Source organism: Halobacillus halophilus DSM 2266, from assembly GCF_000284515.1.
GTDB lineage: Bacteria > Bacillota > Bacilli > Bacillales > Halobacillaceae > Halobacillus > Halobacillus halophilus.
This window is the reverse complement of the sequence record NC_017668.1, coordinates 3,002,087-3,023,046: the sequence shown is the minus strand read 5'-3', so window position 1 is coordinate 3,023,046 and position 20,960 is coordinate 3,002,087. Positions and strand designations below refer to the sequence as shown.

Annotated in this window: 14 protein-coding genes and 2 pseudogenes; 12 read left to right on the top strand and 4 right to left on the bottom strand. The window is 42.2% G+C overall.

Going from position 1 to position 20,960, the window contains the following annotated elements:
- Nucleotides 1–172: 172 nt before the first annotated feature.
- Together ftsE and HBHAL_RS21520 are read left to right on the top strand one after the other, a co-directional pair.
- Nucleotides 173–859, top strand: coding sequence for a cell division ATP-binding protein FtsE (gene ftsE / locus HBHAL_RS14970; protein ID WP_014644296.1), 687 nt, complete (start codon nucleotides 173–175; stop codon nucleotides 857–859).
- A 55-nt stretch (nucleotides 860–914) separates the two neighbouring features.
- The gene (locus HBHAL_RS21520; protein ID WP_158512375.1) at nucleotides 915–1,055 is read left to right on the top strand and encodes a hypothetical protein; all 141 of its coding nucleotides are present in this window, start codon (nucleotides 915–917) and stop codon (nucleotides 1,053–1,055) included.
- Nucleotides 1,056–1,343: 288 nt separating this feature from the next.
- Here the strand turns inward: HBHAL_RS21520 and phnW are convergent.
- Nucleotides 1,344–2,469, bottom strand: a pseudogene (phnW, locus tag HBHAL_RS14965) (2-aminoethylphosphonate--pyruvate transaminase).
- Between the two features lie 32 nt (nucleotides 2,470–2,501).
- Nucleotides 2,502–3,271, bottom strand: a pseudogene (phnX, locus tag HBHAL_RS14960) (phosphonoacetaldehyde hydrolase).
- 322 nt (nucleotides 3,272–3,593) lie between these two features.
- Here phnX and HBHAL_RS14955 point away from each other — a divergent pair.
- From HBHAL_RS14955 to HBHAL_RS14915, 9 genes are all read left to right on the top strand, one after another.
- A complete protein-coding gene (locus HBHAL_RS14955; RefSeq protein WP_014644293.1) occupies nucleotides 3,594–5,099 on the top strand; it encodes a S41 family peptidase in 1,506 nt (501 codons plus the stop codon).
- A gap of 100 nt (nucleotides 5,100–5,199) precedes the next feature.
- Complete coding sequence (locus tag HBHAL_RS14950) at nucleotides 5,200–6,372, top strand: PDZ domain-containing protein (RefSeq protein ID WP_223254212.1); 1,173 nt, start codon at nucleotides 5,200–5,202, stop codon at nucleotides 6,370–6,372.
- A 431-nt stretch (nucleotides 6,373–6,803) separates the two neighbouring features.
- Entirely contained in the window at nucleotides 6,804–7,643 is an 840-nt protein-coding gene (locus tag HBHAL_RS14945; RefSeq protein WP_014644291.1) for an ABC transporter ATP-binding protein, read from the top strand.
- Nucleotides 7,644–8,561: 918 nt separating this feature from the next.
- The gene (gene pgsB, locus HBHAL_RS14940) at nucleotides 8,562–9,836 is read left to right on the top strand and encodes a poly-gamma-glutamate synthase PgsB (protein ID WP_014644288.1); all 1,275 of its coding nucleotides are present in this window, start codon (nucleotides 8,562–8,564) and stop codon (nucleotides 9,834–9,836) included.
- A gap of 32 nt (nucleotides 9,837–9,868) precedes the next feature.
- The gene (gene pgsC / locus HBHAL_RS14935; protein WP_014644287.1) at nucleotides 9,869–10,318 is read left to right on the top strand and encodes a poly-gamma-glutamate biosynthesis protein PgsC; all 450 of its coding nucleotides are present in this window, start codon (nucleotides 9,869–9,871) and stop codon (nucleotides 10,316–10,318) included.
- A 13-nt stretch (nucleotides 10,319–10,331) separates the two neighbouring features.
- Entirely contained in the window at nucleotides 10,332–11,588 is a 1,257-nt protein-coding gene (locus tag HBHAL_RS14930) for a CapA family protein (RefSeq protein WP_014644286.1), read from the top strand.
- A gap of 13 nt (nucleotides 11,589–11,601) precedes the next feature.
- Nucleotides 11,602–13,428, top strand: coding sequence for a gamma-glutamyltransferase family protein (locus tag HBHAL_RS14925; RefSeq protein ID WP_014644285.1), 1,827 nt, complete (start codon nucleotides 11,602–11,604; stop codon nucleotides 13,426–13,428).
- A gap of 156 nt (nucleotides 13,429–13,584) precedes the next feature.
- On the top strand, nucleotides 13,585–14,139 hold the full coding sequence (locus tag HBHAL_RS14920) for a zinc dependent phospholipase C family protein (RefSeq protein ID WP_014644284.1): 555 nt from the start codon (nucleotides 13,585–13,587) through the stop codon (nucleotides 14,137–14,139).
- Between the two features lie 108 nt (nucleotides 14,140–14,247).
- Nucleotides 14,248–15,129, top strand: a complete 882-nt coding sequence (locus HBHAL_RS14915) for a COX15/CtaA family protein (RefSeq protein ID WP_014644283.1) — start codon at nucleotides 14,248–14,250, stop codon at nucleotides 15,127–15,129.
- A 36-nt stretch (nucleotides 15,130–15,165) separates the two neighbouring features.
- On the opposite strand, the gene HBHAL_RS14910 is transcribed toward HBHAL_RS14915, so the two are convergent.
- Nucleotides 15,166–15,372, bottom strand: coding sequence for a helix-turn-helix transcriptional regulator (locus tag HBHAL_RS14910; protein ID WP_014644282.1), 207 nt, complete (start codon nucleotides 15,370–15,372; stop codon nucleotides 15,166–15,168).
- A 351-nt stretch (nucleotides 15,373–15,723) separates the two neighbouring features.
- Nucleotides 15,724–18,921 (bottom strand): DEAD/DEAH box helicase, encoded by a 3,198-nt coding sequence (locus HBHAL_RS14905; RefSeq protein WP_014644281.1) that lies wholly within the window; start codon nucleotides 18,919–18,921, stop codon nucleotides 15,724–15,726.
- Nucleotides 18,922–19,266: 345 nt separating this feature from the next.
- On the opposite strand from HBHAL_RS14905, the gene HBHAL_RS14900 reads away from it, so the two are divergent.
- Complete coding sequence (locus HBHAL_RS14900; protein WP_014644280.1) at nucleotides 19,267–20,850, top strand: peptide chain release factor 3; 1,584 nt, start codon at nucleotides 19,267–19,269, stop codon at nucleotides 20,848–20,850.
- Nucleotides 20,851–20,960: the final 110 nt, after the last annotated feature.

Here is a 20,960-nt window from a genome sequence, read left to right as displayed (position 1 = left end):
CGATTGAAAAAGTCCGGCTAAGCCCGGGCTTTATTTTTTTGCAGCATTTTTGTAAATTGAAAAGGAAATGTAATATTATTTTGTCTAGAATTATCGAATATCGATGTTATAATAAACTTGTTTGTAAGAGACGACAGGAAGAACTAAAAAAAGAGACTAAGGTGATCGCCATATGATAGATATGAAAGGTGTCTATAAAACATTTCCAAATGGAGTTACGGCTCTGAACGGTCTTGATGTCCAAATAGAACAAGGTGAATTCGTTTACGTAGTGGGCCCAAGCGGTGCTGGTAAGTCCACGTTCACCAAATTGATTTACCGGGAAGAAAAGCCTTCCAGAGGAAATGTTAATGTTATTGATATGAATACTTCAACTATGAAAGAGCGGAAGGTGCCCATGCTGCGACGACAAATTGGCGTGGTGTATCAGGATTTCAGGCTGCTTCCAAATTTAACCGTTTATGAAAACGTGGCTTTTGCCCTGGAAGTGATTGAAGAATCAAAAAAGAATATTAAGCAGCGAGTGATGGAAGTGCTGGATCAGGTCCGCTTAAGAAACAAAGCACGCTTTTTACCTGATGAGCTGTCCGGAGGCGAACAACAGCGGGTTTCTATTGCCCGGGCCATTGTTAACCGTCCCAAGATATTAATTGCGGATGAGCCAACAGGAAACCTGGACCCTGAAACTTCCTGGGAAATTATGCACATTTTAGATGAAATAAATGCAGGTGGAACCACTGTTTTGATGGCTACCCACAGTCGCGAAATTGTGAACACTATCCCCCGCCGTGTCATTGCAATTGAGGATGGAATGGTCGTACGGGATGAAATGCGCGGCAATTACGGATATGATGATTAATTGTTACGTTTATAGTCAGCATAAAAAAGCGCTCCTAAATGAGGAGTGCTTTTTTATGCTGACTAAAGTTATTAAACTATCTTTGCTTCAACAAGTAAAGCAGGTACTTGGGGTGTGGAGTAAAGTAATTCTTTCGTTCTTTAATAGAAAAAACGGACGAAACGTTTCTCGCTCCCTTATTGTTGATTCTTCATAAGAGGCTTATTACGCAATAGGGCCGGATTGTGGAAGACTCAGTTTCGAGATAACTTGGGTCCGTTGCTGATATAGAGAGGGGCTGGCTACGGAAACAACTCGCTTTCCTGCGGCCCTACACGAAGTGGGGTCGAACGACCCTGCGTCGTGCAGGTCCGGAAAGCGAAATCGTCCCCGGTAGGACCTTCCACTCAACAAATATCTCGAAATAAAGTCTTCAACAAACGGGAGCTTACCTTAAAATCAACATGGAAGTTTAACAGAGCTTATTGAATAAATGTTTATTAATTTACTCTTTGTTCTTGAAGGATAGACTTTCCCAGTATTTACTTTCTTGAACAGCAGTGAGCAGATGCTTTATAACCTCTGGAGTAACGTTACCGATATTGCCGATCCGGAAGGTGTCGTAGTCAGTCACTTTTCCAGGGTAGATCACGAATCCTCTTTTCTTTAATTCTCTATAAAACACATCGAATGCAAATCTCGTATCATCAGGGTAATAAAAAGGAGTGATGATGGGGGATTGTTTTTCCTCCGGTAAAAGAGGAATGAATCCGAGATCTCTCATCCCATTGACAAGGGTATGCTGATTGGCTATATAGCGTTCGTTTCTGGCTTCAACCCCGCCTACTTTACGCAATTCATCCAATGCCTGTTTAAAAGCCCGCACAGTATGTGTCGGTGAAGTGAAGCGCCACTTACCTTCTTGTTCTTCCATGGCTGCCCACTGGTCGTATAAATCCAGAGAAAGCGACCGGGCCTGATGCTTGCAGACTTTTAATTTCTCTCTTTTGGCTAATACAAATCCGAATCCAGGAACACCCTGAATACATTTATTAGCGCTGCTGATCAAGTAATCGACATCCATCTCAGCTATATTTATAGGTACCCCGCCAAAAGTGCTCATAGCATCTACGATCAAGGTGCGTTTGTACTGCTTTATAATAGAAGCTATTTGTCTAAGAGGGTTCATCATGCCTGTGGTCGTTTCACAATGGACAAGGGAGACATGTGTAACGGCAAGGTCATTATCAAGAATCTTGGATAGCTGAGCAGGATCAGGATATTCCGTCTCACTGCATTCAAAACGGACTGTCTCGATTCCTAAACGCTCCGCGATAGTGACCATCCTTCTCCCGTACGCTCCGTTTACGATCACAAGAAGCTTTTCATTTTGAGGAATGACCATCCCAATGGCAGACTCTACACAGAATGTTCCGCTTCCTTGCATGAGAACGGATGTGTAGACGCCACCAGATGCACCCGCTATATTCAGGAGGTCACGCCGTATGGATTGAACAAGCGACTTGTAATCATCGTCCCATGTACACCAATCGCTCAGCATGGCTTCTTTCTTTAACTGCGTTAGTGGTGCTCAGAGGACCTGGTGTCAATAATAGATAATGATCTTTCATGCTTATTCTCCTTTCCTACTAAAGTTTGTTCATCATGCATAGCTTACATGGCGAGCGTTCAAGCGCTTATTAATCGTTTCGACGATTTCAGGAAGCCTGGTTATATCTTCTATCACATAGTCAGCTCCCGCACTCTTTAAGTGTTGCGCGGCTTCTTTGATTTCCTGCTGCAGTTGAAAAGAATCTCTTTTACAACACCAACGGTCCACATTCCAGCATTTACTCCTTCTTGCATATCGCTTGTTGTATCTCCCACTTTAATCATATGGAGCATAGGAAAGATATTAAGATTAATTGCGTTTTGAAAGTACATCCATGGGTAAGGACGTCCCGCGGGAACATCGGTAGAAGTGACGATGGAATCCGGTACATATCCTTTTTTTGCGGCTTCATGTGATACAATTTCGATCATATCTCCCGTATACCCAGTCGTGGAGCCGATTTTTATGTTTTTCTCTCTCAATTGAGTCATGACATCGAGCACGCCTGGGATTGGATCTGCGTATTGATCCAGAATACGGAACAGCATCGGTTGGAAGTCGTCATATAGAGCCTTTACATCGGTTTCATCTGGATTCTTTCCATGAGCCTCTCTCCATGCAGTCTTAACTCGCTCTATCTCGCAAATTGCACGAATGTGATCTACTTTTAATAGACCCATTGGACCTCTGGCTTCCTTATAAGTGATGGAAACTCCTCGTTTGTAGAATAGTTCCATAAACACTTGGACGGGGGCGAAACAGCCGTAATCAACGGTAGTGCCTGCCCAGTCAAAAATAATGCCTTCAATATTTGGGTTCATAAGTGTGCATCCTCCCTTGAACTTAGGGGCAGAAAGGGTTTTGTTTCGTTCTCTTATCTATTGCTGTAAATTAAATGTACCGTGATAATGTAAAAAACATGTTATCTTTACGTTAACAATTTGTATGGTTATGTTTGGTGATAGTATATTTTGTTTTTCGAATCTAGTAGAAAAAAGTATAAATATTTCCTATAATTAGATAGACATGCTTGTAAGATTTATGGCATAACTTAAAGCAGGAAGGAAACTCAGATTTACGGTGCACATATACATTTGCTAGGATAGGTACATTAGGGAAATTAAAAGTAGAAGGGTGAATGCGATGAATATAAAACCGCGTTACGTAGCACTTCTCATGGTGCTTGCGGTCCTATTGGGAGCGGCTGGTTCTTACATAGGAATAGAATACTTCGCTAAAGGGGCACAGGAGAGTCCCCAGACGGAATCATTGGCTAATGCGGATCAAAATGCTGATAATCCCGGCAATACATCGGGGGAAGAACAGAACAAAGCAACAGAAGATCAGTCTGAGAGTGCGGATTTAGCAAAAGTAGAGCAGGCATTCAGCACAATTAAAGAAAACTATGTGAGTGAAGTAGATAACGATAAATTAATAGAAGGTGCTGTGCAGGGCATGCTGGACACTCTTGAAGATCCTTACAGCGTCTACATGGATCAGGAAACGATGAAGCAGTTTAACCAATCCATTGAATCCTCTTTTCAAGGAATCGGTGCTGAAGTGAGCATGGTAAATGATAAAGTAACCATTGTGGCACCGATTAAAGGATCGCCAGCGGAAGAAGCTGGACTGAAACCGAACGATCAAATTTTGAAAGTGGATGGAGAGAGTGTGGAGGGCCTTGATTTATATGAGGCGGTCTTGAAAATACGAGGTGAGAAAGGTACTGAGGTTACGCTGCAGGTAGATCGTCCAGGCGTGAGCGAACCGGTAACCATAGATATCATTCGTGATGATATTCCGCTTGAAACAGTGTATTCCAATACGAAGGAAGTCGATGGGAAACAAGTCGGGATCATAGAGATTACCTCTTTCTCTGAAAAAACATCCGAGGAATTCCATGAAGCTCTAACTAAGCTTGAGAAAGACAACATGGACGGACTGGTAATTGATGTCCGTGGCAATCCGGGCGGTCTATTTACAGATGTTCAGGAAATCTTAAAAGAATTTATTCCTGATGATAAGCCGATTGTTCAAGTAGAAGACCGTAATGGGGAGAAATCCCGTTACTTTTCTGATCGTAAAGAGAAGAAAGATTATCCGATCACAGTGTTGATGGATGAGGGAAGTGCATCTGCCTCGGAAATTCTTGCCGCAACGATGAATGAAGCCGGAGGGTACGATCTTGTAGGTACGCAGAGTTTCGGAAAAGGAACCGTCCAGCAGGCGATCCCAATGGGAGATGGAAGCACAATTAAACTCACTCTTTACAAATGGTTGACACCTAATGGCAACTGGGTGCATGAAAAAGGAGTGGAGCCTACCATAGAAGTGAAACAGCCTTCTTACTTCTATACGAATCCGGTCGAAATTAAAGAAGAGCTGAAGTATAATGATAATAATGAAAAAGTGAAAAACATTCAAAAGATGCTGAAAGGTCTTGGATATGAGCCAGGACGGACGGATGGTTATTTTAGTCAGGGTACGAAATCTGCAGTAGAAGCTTTTCAAGCTGAAAACGGATTAGAAGCTACAGGTGATGTAGATGAAAAGACGGGTGGTAAGCTGGAAGAAGCAATCGTAGAAGAAGTACGCAAGGAAGAAAATGACCGTCAAATGGATAAAGCTGTGGAGGCCCTGTTCGAGTAAGCAGGACTTCCCCCTTAGTTCGAGAAGTAAAGTCCGTAGTCTTTGACTGCGGACTTTTTTGTTAAGATTGGAAAGGAGAATGATTTTGGAAGTCTGGATTATGGAAATCGTCAAAGGAGCAGGCCGGGTGTTAACACAGCCATTCCTTTATATAGCAATTATCATAGGTTTTATTTTAACGAGGCGGAGGATTAAAAGCGAGCGCAGGCAGTTTGGAACTCGTATTTATGATGCCTTTTCAGAATGGAGCGGTACCTTAGGAACGTCATTAGCTGCCGGACTCCTTATATCGGTCTTTGCGGTCGGCAGCGGGGTCGTGCTTTCTCTGCCTCTATTGCTGCTCGTTTCCGGAGTGCTGCTGGTACTCAGTCTTCCTTTAAGATCCAACTGGTACTCAGCAGCCTATACACTTGGAGCCACGTACCTTGTTATTTATTTCCTTCCGTACTTTCCGGAAAGTGTAAGGCAATTGTCATGGGTATCTCCATTTACGGACACGCCGCTTACAGCTGTACCCTTTCTGATAAGTGCATTCTTGTTAGTGGAAGGAATTCTTATGTTAAGGACGTCTTCGCTGTCTACCTTTCCAGAGCGTGTAATGGGTAGAAGAGGGATGTGGATTGGACAGCACCGCAGCAGAAAGCTTGCACTTATTCCATTTTTTGCTCTTTTTCCTGCTGGAGCCATTGAACCGTTTGCTCCGTGGTGGCCCTTTTTTGGTATCGGTGAAGAAAGCTTTGGATTGATTCTCGTTCCTTTTGTAACAGGATGGGAATGGATTGCACGTGGCCAATTGCCTGTAAAGGCAGCCAAAATTGTCGGACGCCGCACATTTTTTCTTGCCCTGTTAGTTCTGAGTCTGGCTGCAGGCAGCCTGTTCTTGCCGATCTTATCACTAGTGGCCGTTGTAGTCAGCCTTTTAGGACGTACATGGATTCGGCTTCAGCACTTGTCAGGTGAGAAGCGCCAGCCATTTTTCTCAGCCAGCCAAGATGGTCTTCTCATTCTTGGAATCATTCCAAAAAGCCCTGCGGCGCAGATGGGCCTCTCACCAGGGGAACTGATTGTAAGAGTAAATAACAGACAAGTCCGTACGGAAAATGATTTTTATGAAGCTCTGCAGGAAAATGCAGCTTTCAATAAAATAGAAGTCCACGACATACAGGGTGAGAATCGCTACGTTCAGCGCCCTCTATATGAAGGTGAGCACTATGAACTGGGGCTGGTTTTCGTCGAACCACCACGGCGTGAGAAGTCAGTTAGTATGTATTAAATGGTTTTTACAATTCTTCATGTTTGTGGTAATTCAGACTTAATGATGGCGGGAAAACACAGCGATGCCTCTTAAAAACGTGAAGTGATGGTAAGGAACTACTTTTCCGGGGGATTTTGCCTGAGAATAATCCTAGTCAAATCAAACTCTGTGAATAATTAATATCCCTTCTTTCAAGTTGAAAAAGGTCAAAAGTCCTTGTCTGGGATTTTTGACCTTTTTTTAGTCTGAATAATAAAACAAATTCATACATTTAACCATCAAACAAACTGAAAATGATTCTCAAATTCATTGACAGAGCTCATGAATGCACATAAACTAGTAAATGAAAGAAAAATTAGACACGTATATAGTTAAGTTCTATGAAAATATAAATTACCAACAGACCGATAGAGACTTCGTAATGGGTAGAAAAAGGAGAGTTCGAGATTATGGATACACTGTTGGCTAACAACCTGACCTTGGGTTATGGGGATTCCGTCGTTATAGATTCTTTGAATATCAGCATTCCGAAAGGGAAGGTCACCGTACTAATTGGAGGCAATGGGTGTGGTAAATCCACGTTATTGCGTTCAATGGCACGCCTGCTGAAACCGAAATCAGGAGAAGTTGTACTCGATAGTGAAGATATTTCTAAAATGCGGACAAAAGAAGTTGCAAAGAAAATGGCAATCCTGCCTCAAAGCCCTACTACTCCAGAAGGTCTAAGTGTTTATCAATTAGTTAAGCAAGGGCGTTACCCTTATCAAGGTTTTGCTAAGCGCTGGTCTGAAGATGATGAGTATGCGGTTAACAAAGCACTAGAAGATACGAACCTAATGGAATTAAAAGAGCGAACGGTTGACTCTTTATCCGGAGGACAGCGCCAGCGGGCCTGGATTGCAATGACTCTTGCTCAGAATACCGATACCCTTTTACTCGACGAGCCAACCACTTATCTTGATATGACTCATCAGATTGATATATTGGATTTGCTGTTTGACTTAAATCAGGACAATGGGAGAACAGTGGTAATGGTCCTTCACGATATCAATCTAGCCTGCCGCTATGCTGATCATATTATCGCTGTTAAAGATCAGACGGTATATGCTCAAGGGAAACCAGAAGAAGTCATTACCTGCGATTTAATGCAGCATGTATTTGAAATGAATTGTGATGTCAGACAAGATCCTCTTTTTGGGACACCAATGTGTATCCCGCATGGAAAAGGCCGCTGCTTAATTAAGCAAGCCCAGGCGGAAGCGCAAACGTCCCAGACATCAGTTGGATAAACTAAGAAAAATTATGAAAGCAATGGAAAATACTTTTCCATTGCTTTTTTTGTTTCACCTTTTTTGTAGAATGGTGTAGAATTATTGGTGGGAAATGGTATGATATGTATGTTGATCTTTAGAGGTATCGATTTTACGTGAATGAGGCGATCATCGATGACGTAAATGTGTATAATAAATATTCACCTTGGGTATGTTGGTCTAAATCTGTTAAGCTATTTTAAGTGGATTAGTGAAGAGATAATGGTCTTGACAAGAGATGGTAGAATTACTCGAGGGTCAATTTTTAATTGATTTATTAGATTTTACGACTTGAAAGACCTGGTGAATTATTACTTTCACCAGATCGCTTGTTCCTGTTGCGGTGCCTGGTTTAAATCAGTTATGGTGTGAAAGGGATTTATCCCAATTTCTAGCCATTTCTGCTTAGAACGGTTAAGCTTAGGATTATGAAAATCAAAGGAAGCTGTCTGCATTGTCTTAAGGGTTACTGAAGAAGAACAAAATTTCTTCTATGTTGTATCCCAGTTTTTTTGTGGATATTCATAAGCAGATGGTTGAGGCTTATCAACACTGTTCCATCTTTGCTGGACCTACGCATCAAATACTCACCGTTTTTCTCCTTTCGCGGAGATTATTTACCATGTCAGATGAAATAAAAAGTAAATGGGTTGAGAGGGAACTACTGTTAATTTGATGTGACAGCCTGCACATGGGACCGGGAATACGTATGTCTTATAAAACAAATTCAATCTAAATAATCATTAAACTTTTGAAAATTCCTTTTGAAAAATGTTTAATAGGGTATGGAATATTATCTATACTTTCAAAGGACGTAGATAGAGAATATTAGCTTATTACATAAGGTGATAAAATATCGTCTTACATTACAGAAAGGAAATTTAAGGAGGAAAAGTAGTGGAGGAAATCGTTTATCTGGCTATTTTTGCAGTGATAGTCCTAGTCGTTGGTTTAAGAGAAAAGTCTTCTCATGACCGAAATTTGAATAAAATCCCTACCCGGATTCTGATTAATGGAATACGGGGTAAATCCACGGTTACCCGTCTAATTATGGGAATTCTAAAGGAAGATGGCAGAAGAGTAGCCGGTAAGACAACAGGAACCTCGGCTCGTATGTTCTACTGGGATCAGGAGGAAGAAGAGCCGATTGTCCGAAGTCTTCAAGGACCGAATATAAGTGAGCAGAAAACAATGGCAAAAAGAGTAGTAAAAAGAGAAGCAGATGCTTTTGTTAGTGAGTGCATGGCAGTAAATCCAGAGTACCAGAGGATCTTTCAGGAGCGTCTTGTGAAAGCAAATATAACAGTGATTGCTAACGTAATTGAAGACCATATGGATGTCATGGGCCCAACTTTGGATGACATTGCAGAAGCCTTTAGTTCGACCATTCCCCATAATGGACATGTAGTAATCCCTGACACACCATATAAAGGTTATTTTGAGAAAATAGCACGACGCCGTAATTCAAAAGTTGTAGTTGCGGACGAAAGTCTGTTTGAAGAAGAATATCTAAAGAAATTCCCGTTTATGATTTTCCCTCAGAACGCGGCGCTTTCGCTTGCTGTGGCTGACATTCTTGAGATTGATCGGGAAGTGGCGCTTCGAGGAATGTTGACAGCGCCTGTAGACCCGGGTGCTATGCGTGTGCACAGATTCGGTAAAAAGCGTGCTCCTAAGTACTTCTTTAATGGATTTGCAGCGAACGATATTACCTCAACATTAAACATTTGGGAACGAATTCAGGAATTGGATTATCCTACGGATGAAAAAACCGTTATTATGAATTGTCGTAGTGACCGTGTCGAGCGAACGATTGATTTTGCAGAAAGAGTACTGCCCCATATAGACATGGATAACCTGATTGTAATGGGAGAAACCGTTGATCCAGTTATAAACGCCTACAATGATGGTAGTATTACGGCTTCGAACGTGATCAACTTAGAGAATAAATCTGCAGAAGTTATTGTAGAACACTTGCAAGATCTGCCTGGAAATAGTGTCATTTATGGAATAGGAAATATTGTCGGTGGAGGAGAAGAATTGGCGGCTGCGATTCAAGACCTTGAAATCGTGCCTTCTCTATCAGACTATCAAACAAGCTGGGAAGAAGAAGAAAGCCATACTATCACAGAAGAAGCTTATGAAGAAAGAACTCTTCAAACAAATAAGTAAAGTGAAATACCGCTAAAGGAGTTGGAGTTGTCGTGTTCGGTACAGATTTATATATTGCAATAGTTGTAGGTGTGTTGTTGAGTTTATTATACTCTGAGAAAACAGGAGTAGTACCAGCTGGTTTGGTGGTCCCTGGTTACGTAGCATTGATTTTTGATCAGGTTATGTATGTTTTGGTAGTAGGATTAATTAGTTTATTAACGTATTTGATAGTTTCGCAGGTGCTTTCTAGATTTACTGTGCTCTATGGTCGTCGTAAATTTGCGGCCATGCTTACAGTGGGGGTCTTGATGAAGATGTCAATGGACTATCTGTATCCGCTCACCCCCTTCCCTACGATGGAACTCCGGGGTATTGGGGTTATTGTACCGGGGCTTATAGCGAATTCGATTCAAAAACAGGGAGTACTCCCGACCTTTAGTGCTACATTCGTCATTGCTTTCCTTACGTTCGTGGCCATTACAGTTTATAACTTGATTTAGAGGAGCATTTTTTATGAACGAGAATGATATAAAGTACAAAATGAAAGTATGGACTAAAAAGCACAAGAAAAAAGCTGCCCCCCACTCGCTCATTGTTGCGGCTCTATTGGCTATTCCTTTTTTTGGCCATGAATGGATCGACCGACCACCAATGCCCGGGGATACAAGACCAGATGATGTGGAGTATAGGGTATCGATGGTGGGCGATATGATGCTTGGCCGGCACGTCCGTGAAGCTGCTGAAAGAAGTGGTGAGCCGATTGGCCGAGTGTTTGAATATGTAGAGCCTTATATTGAAGAATCGGATCATACGACGGGTAACTTTGAAAACCCAGTTATTGATGCGGATAATCCTCAAGTGAAAGATACCATGGAGGACTTCGAGCTGCGTAATAAAGCTATTCACTTATATTCCGACAAAGGAGCAGGAGAAGCTGTGGCGAAGGCCGGCTTTGATTCTGTGAATCTGGCTAATAACCATACGATGGACTATGGAAGTTTATCTCTGGAGGAAACTATTAAGAATATGGGGCCTCTGGATATAGACTTACTCGGGATAGGGAAAGCTTTGGACCCTTCTGAAGATCTTTTTCCTGAAGAAGAGGAGCATACGGATGCTGGTAAAATTCACTATTATGAAGCAAATGGTCGAACGATAGCCATCCTTGGTTTTACGGATGTTTATGTACAAGGATATAGTGCAAATGAATACGTCGGAGGGGTTCTCACCGGTTCTGGACTGGGCGTTTTGCAAAAACGCATTCGAGAAGCGAATGAAAACGCCGATGTGGTTATGGTGCATTCCCACTGGGGGAATGAATACGCAGGAGGCACGAGCCAGGAGCAGGAGACTTTATCCTATCTAATGACGGATATGGGAGCTGATGTCATCATTGGACACCATCCCCACGTGCTTGAGCCTGTCACGCGTGTGCAAGTTGAAGGTGACCCGAGCAACCCTCAGGATAATGGAAACACAGCCATTGTTATGAATAGTCTCGGAAACTTCGTTTTTGACCAGGGGTGGACAAGAACGAGGGATTCGACTATGGCTCAAATGGACTTTCTGACAGATGGTGGAGCTGAGCTCTCCTTTGTACCCATGCAAATTTCAGATACACGTCCACGGGAAACGAATGGACTCTTGAAGCCTTTAAGAGACTTTCGGATTTTCCGAACGCTTCGTAAGGAGTTGGACAATGAGTACTGGCGCATGGAAGATGACCGATTAGTTATTGATTTGAAAAAAGCTGGAGTAATAGAAGGATAGGAGGGCTGGTGCCTTGAATTATTTGAAAATCACGTACACCATTGCCGCGATTGTCTTTATCGGCCTGGTTGGATGGAATTTTTATTTTGAAGAAGAATTCGACCAGTTTCGTGAACCTTATACGGTAGAAGATCGATCAGAAACAGTTGAAGTAAGCAACGCAGACGGTGAAAATGCTTCTAAAGTTTACGGCGTAAGTGCTGTTCACCCGCTTGCGGTTGAAGCTGGAATGAAGGTATTGGACGAAGGCGGTAATGCAGCAGAAGCAGCCATCGCTGTATCGTTTGTTCTAAATGTTGTTGAACCTTACGGATCAGGAATGGGTGGCGGCGGCCAGATGATTGTACATGAACCTGGCGAAGGTGCTAAAACCTACGACTATAGAGAAGCTGCTCCTCAAAGCGGTGCGAGACCTGATAGAGATATAGCGGTGCCCGGATTTGTTAAAGGGATGGGCGCTATTTATGAGGATTACGGAAGTAACATGGATTGGAGCACGCTGTTAGATGACGCAGTGACACATAGTGAAGATGGCGTGAAAGTCGGCCGGATCTTTCACGAACAGCTTCAAAACTCCAGAAGATTTATCCAAAGCGGAAATGAAGATCCCGCGGTATCTAATAAGTTTTATCCAGAAGGTCGGGCATTAGAGATGAATAAAACACTGATACAGGATGAACTGGCAAACACGCTTAAGACGCTTCAGGAAAACGGACCGCAAGCATTTTACCAAGGTGAAATAGCTGAGAAGATTAAACAACAGGTTAACTTCGGACCGAATGACTTAGCAGCTTACGAAGTTGAAGAACGTGTGGCCCCTTCTGGTAACTTTAATGGTCAGCAAGTCTTTGCCGGGTCTTCACCGACTTCCGGTATAATCGTCATCCAGGCTCTACAAATGCTTGAAAAATTAGATAAAAATCTGGATGAAGTTCTGCGAACAGAATTTGGAAATGAAAATGGGGAGCTTCCTGCATTTTTAGCTGGAAACATGCCGGAAAACATGCAGGAAGTTGTGAACCAGCCTCAATATAAAGATATTTATATTCATCTTGTGAATAAGATTGTAAACCGTGTTTATTCCGACCGTGTCCATACTCTGGGAGATCCTAAGTTTGTGGACGTGAACCAGGAGAAACTAACATCTGAAAGTTATTCCAACCAGTTATTCGAAGAAGAATTCGATATAGGTGGCCAGGAACTCACCAGTTCAGCTGAAATTCTTACATCCCCTGGTGAAAAAGCAGATTCCAGAAACACCACTCATTTCGTCGTAGTGGATAAGAATGGCATGATGGTGTCTGCGACAAACTCACTTGGGAAATTCTTTGGATCTGGTCGCTACATTGAAGGGTTCTTTATGAACCACCAAATGAGTAACTTTGACACCGTAGATGGCGCTATGAACGACTATGAGCCTGGTAAGCGGCCTCGTTCTTTCGTATCTCCATTAGTTTTTGCTGAAGACGGTCGTGCTGTTCTAGGTATTGGTTCACCTGGTGGATCGAGAATTCCTGCAATGCTCCTTCAGTCACTGATTCAATACGAGTATGGAGTAACGGAGGAAGGCGAAAAGCTTACACTCCAGCAGGCAATCAGTCGTTCTCGGTTCTATACGGCAGATAACGTTGTCCACTTGGAAAACATGGTGGATCAGGGAGCTGTAAACCGTTTAAGAAGTGAAATGGATTACTCTGTTATCACGCACGATTCTCCCGTATTCTATGGAGGCATACAAGGTCTTGGCATTCGTACGAATGGGGATGTGACCCAAATGTACGGCGGCGGAGATCCAAGACGTCTCGGAACATGGAAAATTGCCAACGATTCTGGTAATTAAAGATAGAGAGTAACTGAGTCAATTAAGCCCACCTTTTTGTTGCAAGGTGGGCTTTTTCTATGAGAGTCGACTGTTATTTTTCTGTCGTCTCTGTTTTTCTTAGTCCCACTCAAACGAAAAAGTATGCTGCAAGCTAATAGAGGGGGAGACGATGAAATGAATACACTTCACCATGGGTACTGGACTTTTTTTGTGAGCCGAAAACAAAAACATACTGGCTGGTTTATAATTGGAAGTATTTTACCGGATATCGTTTATTATGTGATGTTTCTATACTTATGTATTTCGCGTAATGCATTTCAGGTCATAGATGACCCCGATCCTTTAAAATCCCTGTTTGGAATTGTTCATGACTTGTTTGAACATCCAGTAGTGAGTATTCTGCGGCAGGCTGGTCATTCTATATTTATATGGATTGTTATATTCACTGTCGTTCTTGTTTGGAAAGGCCTTAAGCTCACAAAAATGTCTGCTCTGATGTATGGCTGGCTTGGCCACATTGTGGTTGACCTGCTTACTCATGTGGAGGATGCCGTCCCCTTATTTTATCCGGTCAGCTCCTATATTTTCAGAAGCAGGGTGTCTTATTGGAATGATGAATATTATGCAGATATCTTCTCATTGATCAATATGCTTCTCATTGTTCTCTCCCTCGTTTATTTAATTGTGAAGAAATTCCGAAAAAAGCGTTCGTTCACAAAAAGTTCATGAGCATGATGGGGTTTATCATTCTCTATTATTCGACTTTCATGATATGATTTTATATGAATGCTGCAATGTATTGACGATCGTCATTATATATAGAGAAAGGGTAAGACGATGAAGAAATTTTCAATTTTAACTACGTTTGTCACGTTCCTCGCTCTTATTCTTGGAAACCTTGTGGTAGCGACAAATTCCGGGGATGCGTGCGGAACCTCCTGGCCATTCTGTAATGGTTCAGTCATACCTGATTTTACTGATTATCACGTTCTTATAGAATATTCTCACCGGCTAATGGTTCCTTTACTCGCCGTGCTTACGTTCATCAATGCGGTCGGGGCAATATATAAACACCGTAAACGTAAGACTGTGCTTATTTTAGCCATGTTAAGTTTGGGCTTGCTGGTATTTCAATCCTTAGTTGGAGGCTTTAATGTTCTTCTAGGTACGCCTCCAGGTTTTACCACGCTTGATGTTACGTTCAGCCAAATTCTGTTGATTGTGCTTGTACTGTTAAGCTATAGCCTTCACGAGAAAAAAATTGAGCTGGGTCGGACGAGCTGGTCCACCATATCCATGAGTTACAGGACGTTTATAATAGGTTTCAGTATCTACGTTATGCAAGTCATTTTAGGCGCCTTCTTCAAACACAGTCGTGCGAGTAATGTTATGCTTGATATTCCGGCAGTCGAATACCTGATCAAAAGTGAAGCAATTGCAAATATGGTATATTCTCTTCACTGGGTCGCAACAATTGTCATATTAGTAGCGGCTGTATGGTTTGTTATATACGCATCTAAATTCAAATATCATGTAACGCTATCCTGGCTGTATTTATTTTCACTGCTGTTAAATGCAGTAGTAGGATTCGTGATTGTGGTAACTGGCAACGTTGTTGTAGCCTCATCTATTCACATGATCCTATCGACGGTCACAATGGTCATTGGAGCAAGCATATTGGGCGGTTACTGGTTTAAACTGCAAAAGAAACCTATTTAATTAGTGAAAAAACCTCGCTGTTACAGCGAGGTTTTTTCAATGGAGTTCGTCTGAATCAAAAAGAAAAACTACTTCTATTGGTTCGTGGAATTGATAAGAGATTTTTGCAGCTAATTTGAGAGGAGGATTGTACTCTCCCTTTTCAAGGAAAACGATGGTCTCCCTTCTCACGTTAACCATACGTGTTAGATCCACTTGAGTTAAGTCATGCCTGGCTCGAAATTCTTTTATCCGTGTTCTCATGCCAACTTTCCGATCCGTTTCTAAGTCTTTAGCCACGAAAATGCTAATAGGAATACCCATTTCCTTATAAAACGAAAAAATAACTCTTCCTAAGATAATTAAGCAAGAGTTAAGACCATTAATGATCATAACACTGTTTGCACTTCGATGTTTTGAACAAGCAAGTAGGTCTGGTAAAGTCCTCTTACTAAAAGTAAACTTGCAGAAAGAGAAAAAAGGATTAACATTTGTTTGGTGGTCAAGATCTACACACCTCTCAAGTTAGAAATATTTAACTTTATATTATAAATATATAACATGTTCAATTAACATATAATAAAACCCTGCGGAAGCTCGTTCCGCAGGGTTTTATTATTTAAATAGTTCTTGAATCTCCTCTTCACTCAGTGAAGTGAGCATAGACTCTCCTGGCTGAATGATTTGGTCTACGAGATCTCGCTTCTTTTGCTGCAGTTGGTAAATGCGTTCTTCAATGGTACCTTCTGAAATCATACGGATTACTTGTACAACTCTTTCCTGTCCAATTCGATGAGCACGGCCTGCGGCTTGTTCTTCAATCGCCGGGTTCCACCATAAATCGTACAAAATTACAGTATCAGCACCAGTCAGGTTCAAGCCTGTCCCTCCGGCTTTCAGGGAGATAAAGAATGCATCTTTTTCCCCCTGGTTGAACTGATCCACCATGTCCATCCGTTTGTCAGCTTTCGTACTTCCGTCTAAATAGAAGCCGTCAATACCATCGTTCGAGAGTTCTTTATGCAATAACGTCAGCATACTGGAAAATTGGGAAAAGATGAGTAAGCGGTGTCCGCTTTCTTTCATTTCGTGAGCCAGCTCTTTCAGTTGGTCCAATTTACCTGAGCCGCCCTCGTAATTCTCAAGGAAAAGAGAAGGGTGACAGCAAATTTGCCTCAAGCGTGTAAGACCGGCAAGAATTTCAATTTTTCCGCGCTGAATTCCTTTTGTAGCAATGGTTTCCTGGATATCGTTTTGAATACGTTCCAAGTAGGCCAGGTAAACCTCTTTTTGTTCCCGGGTAAGTTCTGAATACTGGACCGTGTCAATTTTATCCGGCAGTTCATCCAGCACTTCGGTTTTCATACGCCGGAGTATAAAGGGACGGGTCATGCGGGCAATTTTTTCCGGCTTCATCTGCATGAATTTCTTCTTACTTGTGTAAAACCCAGGCATAATGGTTCTGAAAATCGACCATAGTTCCTGAAGTGAATTTTCAATAGGCGTACCACTTAAAGCAAAGCGATGCCTGGAGCGGATCGTTCGAACCGCAGAAGCAGTCTTCGTTGTATCATTTTTTATAGCCTGTGATTCGTCCAGAATCATAGCGTGAAATTGAGTCGTTTCATAAAATTTTGCATCTTGACGAAGCAGAGGATAAGAGGTAATCCATACGTCTGCTGATCCCTCTGTAATCATCTGCTGACGGACGATAGGATCTCCGGAGATGATCTGGACGGTCAATTCTGGTGCGAACTTTTCGAGTTCCTTTTTCCAATTATAAACGAGTGAAGCTGGTGTAATAATTATGACAGGCGCATTCAAGACGCCCTCTTCTTTTTCATGAAGAAGAAAAGTAATGGCTTGAATGGTTTTACCTAAGCCCATATCATCTGCTAGAATCCCGCCTAATCCATAGGTAGCAAGAGTTTTCATCCAGCGGAATCCCGTCATCTGATAAGGGCGTAGATCTGCTTGTAACCCAGCTGGTTTATTTAAATTAAACGTTTCTGGAGACTGAAGACGCTCCACTAGTTTAGTAAACTTCTGATCCCGCTCTGATTCTTCAGGCTGCAATACATCATCTACTTGCAGTGTGCGTGCCTGGGAAACATGCAGCTCACTGCTGTCTATATCCTTAGCTGAGAGGTCGAGTTCATCTGCCAGTCTCTGAAAACGCTCGAAGGATTCGGAGGTCAATGAAAGTAAACTTCCGTCAGAGAGCCGATAATACTTTTTACGCTCAATCGCAGCTTTCATTGCAGCGCTTACGTCTTCTGAACTTATTCCATCAATGCCGAAACTGATGTCCAGCCAGCTGCCATCGCTTTCCATCTGCACGGATGGTTTGAGCTCATGATCCTGTTCGGCAAGCAGCGAACGGACAGAGGAAGATAGATAAACTTCAGCATGCTCTTTCAATCTTTGTAAGTAGTCGGAAAAGAAAGTGTCAAGGGCTTCTTCTTCTTCAATATAAACGATTTCTCCATCAAATTTAAATTCGGCCGATTCAATAATCTGGATGATGGCCTGTTCGGTTGTACTGTTACGCTGAACGATAGTCTGATTGGGAGCAGAGTTCTGTTTGAAAGGATCAATAAGCAGATCACCGTAGCGAAAACGGACATTAATCGTTAGTGTCCACTGGAAGAAATCCAGATAGACTTCTGCCTGCAGGGGATGCTGACTGATCTTTTTTTGAGCTGTTTGATCCAGCTGTACTTCGGCTATGGTTTCAAGCTCCGGAAGTACATAAGAAACAATGCCTTCCATATCAGAGTGACTCACGGTGTGGTTCCCATTTGAATTATAAGGAAGTAGAGTGTATAGCGTTCCGAGCACTTCCTCTTTCTGTGGATCGAGCGCATAGAACGTGCCTTCCTTGTATAAAAGGTGATAGTCAGCTAAATAATCATAGCTTTTCAAATGATTCATGTGCATATGAAAATGACCGCGTTCTTCTGATATATAAAAAGACAGCTCCGGGAATTCCGTTTTATAGCGCAATGGACCAGCCAGTTCACCTTTAACAGACACTTGAGCTTGTTGCTCCTCAAGCCTGGGCAGTAGGTTTTGGGCCAGAACCGGGGAGATACGCAACGTTTTTTTATCGTTTTGTGTCCATTGCTGCTCGTAAAAACGTTCTTGCTCATAGGCTTGCTGTAATAAAGACAGGATTTCTTTATCTTTTTCTTCGAAAACATGGTCGGCTGGGTCGAATGTGAATTTTTTGGATATCCTGTAAGGTTGAGCTTTTTGGATATGCTCAAGCAGCTCACGAATGTCTTTTATGACATATGGATAGCCTTCACCAAACTTTAATTCAACACTTAAATTCTTGGTCCCGAGCATAGATTGAAGATGAAGAAAGTATTGAATTTGAATGGGCTTCTTCAAGCCTTCTGTCTGACGGTTTTCCTGGCGCTGGCGGAAAGTTTCAAACAAGCGCATGGCAAACAGACGATCATGGTTTGTTTCTTTCTTCGCCTGGCGTCCTTTTACGGCCAGCTTGGGCCCAAGTTCCTCCAGGGCGCGTTCCCGTATAGCTATTAAGACGGCAGCGATATGTTTACAGGTATAGTAATTATTGTAAGCTTCACATTCGCAGGTGGCTTCAACATCATCCTCTTCAAAAAAGAAAACACGCACTTCGTAATCGTGCGTCCCTGCAACGACAGCCCGCCAGGAGCGAATAGCTCCGTTATAAGAAAGTCCATAGACTTTCTTTGATTCATAATATTGTTTACCACGTTTGTAAAAAGTGTGGCCGGTTATTTTCTTGATATCACTTGGTTGTAATAAGTACGATTGCATAAATGGCATCCTTACTATCAGTATTTCCTCTATTATAACAGGTTTGACCAGATGATAATTGACTATATCTGTTACCTCAGGTCCCCCATAAATTCCCACCTCAGTTCTTCCAGGATATGGATTACCTGAGGTGGGAATTTATGCAAGCGAAAATAGGGGATATCATTGATTCTTGATTGATTTTAATGCATGGTTGTGCTAACTTTCAAAGTATGAGTTTTATAAATTCGAGATTACTGCTCAATCGAGTGAGCGGTTTTTTTATGGAGTGAATCGGCCAATGTGATACGTATATCCTACCTTACGTAAGTCACCCGAATGAATAATAATATGGAGGATATGACGATGAATATTCAAGACGAAATGAAAAAACGCCGTACGTTTGCTATTATATCCCACCCGGATGCTGGGAAAACGACCATGACTGAGAAAATGTTGTTATTCGGTAATCTCATTCGTTCAGCTGGTACAGTGAAAGGTAAAAAGTCAGGAAAGTTCGCTACCTCTGACTGGATGGAAATTGAGAAGCAAAGAGGAATTTCCGTTACTTCCAGTGTAATGAATTTTCCTTACAAAGGCTACCAGGTTAATATACTTGATACGCCCGGGCACGAAGATTTCAGTGAAGATACGTATCGTACCCTGACCGCTGTTGACAGTGTGGTTATGGTGATCGACGGAACTAAAGGAATTGAAGCCCAAACATTGAAATTATTTAAAGTATGTAAAATGCGAGGCATTCCGATCTTCACATTTATTAATAAAATGGACCGTGAAGGTCGTGAGCCGTTTGAGTTAATGGAAGAAATTGAAGAAACATTGAACATCGAGACTTATCCAATGACCTGGCCGGCGGGCATGGGTAAAAGATTTCTTGGTGTATTCGACCGTAATAATGAGCAATTCGTTCATTATACCGGTAATGAAGAAGAAGCTTATATTCCTTATGACCAACTGGACCAACATCCAGAGCTTTCTGAAAATGCTACCTTTCAGGAAGCGGAAGAAGAAATGCTGCTTGTGGATGAAGCAGGAGATGGCTTTGACATGGATAAAGTGATGAGAGGGGATCAGACTCCTGTGTTCTTCGGTAGCGCCCTCGCGCCGTTCGGTGTGGAAACATTCTTTAATTCATTCATTGAGATGGCTCCGGAACCTGCCCCAAGGAAGTCAACGGAAGGAATTGTTTCACCGGACCATGAAGAATTCTCTGGATTTATATTCAAAATCCAGGCGAATATGAATCCACAGCACAGAGACCGGATAGCCTTCGTAAGAGTTTGCTCAGGTAAATTCGAACGTGGCATGAACGTAACCTTATCGCGTACAGGGAAGTCTTTTAAACTGGCACAATCTCAGCAATTTGTCGCTTCTTCACGCGGAACAGTGGAAGAAGGCTATGCAGGAGATATTATTGGAATCTATGATCCGAATGTGTACCGGATTGGGGACACCATCGTTACCGGTAAATCGAATTTTGAATACGATGAATTACCTCAGTTCCCACCTGAACTGTTCAAGAAAGTAACGGCTAAGAACGTAATGAAGTCCAAACAATTCCGAAAAGGATTGGAACAGCTGGTACAAGAAGGAGCCATTCAACTGTTTAAGCGGTATCGATTTGAAGACTATATCATTGGAGCAGTAGGCGAGCTTCAGTATGAAGTATTCGAGTACCGTATGAAGAATGAGTACAATGTGGAAATAGAGCTGACTTCGATCGGAGAGCGCATCCCCCGCTGGCTGCGGGAAGATCAGGTTGATGAATCTCTATTTGATGAGCGGAACATGCTGGCCGAAGATCGGGAAGGCAATCCCTTAGTTCTTTTCAAAAATGATTTCTCACTCCGCTGGTTTGAGGATAAACACCCTGATATAGAATTGACCGATCTCTTTGAAGTGAACCAGTACAATCAGACATTCGAATAAAAATAGGAAAACCACTACAAACCATTTGTAGTGGTTTTTTTACAGGAAATTATACCCATTGTTTTCGAAAATCTATTATAATGAACATTAGACCAATCGATAAAAGTGAT

Coding starts and splice junctions, on each gene's coding strand:
- HBHAL_RS14955 (WP_014644293.1), top strand. CDS start 3,594: ATGAATATAAAACCGCGTTACGTAGCACTTCTCATGGTGCTTGCGGTC.
- HBHAL_RS14905 (WP_014644281.1), bottom strand. CDS start 18,921: ATGCAATCGTACTTATTACAACCAAGTGATATCAAGAAAATAACCGGC.
- HBHAL_RS14920 (WP_014644284.1), top strand. CDS start 13,585: ATGAATACACTTCACCATGGGTACTGGACTTTTTTTGTGAGCCGAAAA.
- HBHAL_RS14945 (WP_014644291.1), top strand. CDS start 6,804: ATGGATACACTGTTGGCTAACAACCTGACCTTGGGTTATGGGGATTCC.
- HBHAL_RS14900 (WP_014644280.1), top strand. CDS start 19,267: ATGAATATTCAAGACGAAATGAAAAAACGCCGTACGTTTGCTATTATA.
- HBHAL_RS14915 (WP_014644283.1), top strand. CDS start 14,248: ATGAAGAAATTTTCAATTTTAACTACGTTTGTCACGTTCCTCGCTCTT.
- HBHAL_RS14910 (WP_014644282.1), bottom strand. CDS start 15,372: ATGAGAACACGGATAAAAGAATTTCGAGCCAGGCATGACTTAACTCAA.
- HBHAL_RS14950 (WP_223254212.1), top strand. CDS start 5,200: ATGGAAATCGTCAAAGGAGCAGGCCGGGTGTTAACACAGCCATTCCTT.
- HBHAL_RS21520 (WP_158512375.1), top strand. CDS start 915: ATGCTGACTAAAGTTATTAAACTATCTTTGCTTCAACAAGTAAAGCAG.
- HBHAL_RS14930 (WP_014644286.1), top strand. CDS start 10,332: ATGAACGAGAATGATATAAAGTACAAAATGAAAGTATGGACTAAAAAG.
- ftsE (WP_014644296.1), top strand. CDS start 173: ATGATAGATATGAAAGGTGTCTATAAAACATTTCCAAATGGAGTTACG.